Origin of the sequence: Pseudoalteromonas sp. S3178 (assembly GCF_005886985.1) — a bacterium.
In the GTDB taxonomy this organism is placed as follows: domain Bacteria; phylum Pseudomonadota; class Gammaproteobacteria; order Enterobacterales; family Alteromonadaceae; genus Pseudoalteromonas; species Pseudoalteromonas carrageenovora.
On sequence record NZ_PNCW01000652.1, the window covers coordinates 1 to 286 of the forward strand.

The 286-nt window shown below is 38.1% G+C and carries 1 pseudogene; it reads left to right on the top strand.

What is annotated here, in order from left to right:
• Positions 1 to 106 precede the first annotated feature (106 nt).
• Positions 107 to 286: pseudogene (tldD, locus tag CWC11_RS22620) on the top strand (metalloprotease TldD); the annotation flags it as partial.

The following is a 286-nucleotide window of genomic DNA, read 5'->3' on the forward strand; positions in this document are numbered from 1 at the left end:
AAAGACATATGTGGTGCGATCCAAGGTGACATTGATTTGGCAGAACTTATGCAGATCAGAACTAAAATGCCAGTACAGGCACACAATCGTTTTAAGAGTGAATTTTATGAATAATGTTGAACAACATTTATTAGCTGATAGTCAATTGACTCGAGAGCAGCTAGAGCAAACGCTAAGTTATATTCACCAACATCAAGTGGATTATGCAGATCTCTATTTCCAGTCATGCTACAACGAAACGTGGGTGCTTGAAGACGGTATTGTTAAAGATGGCAGCTATAACATT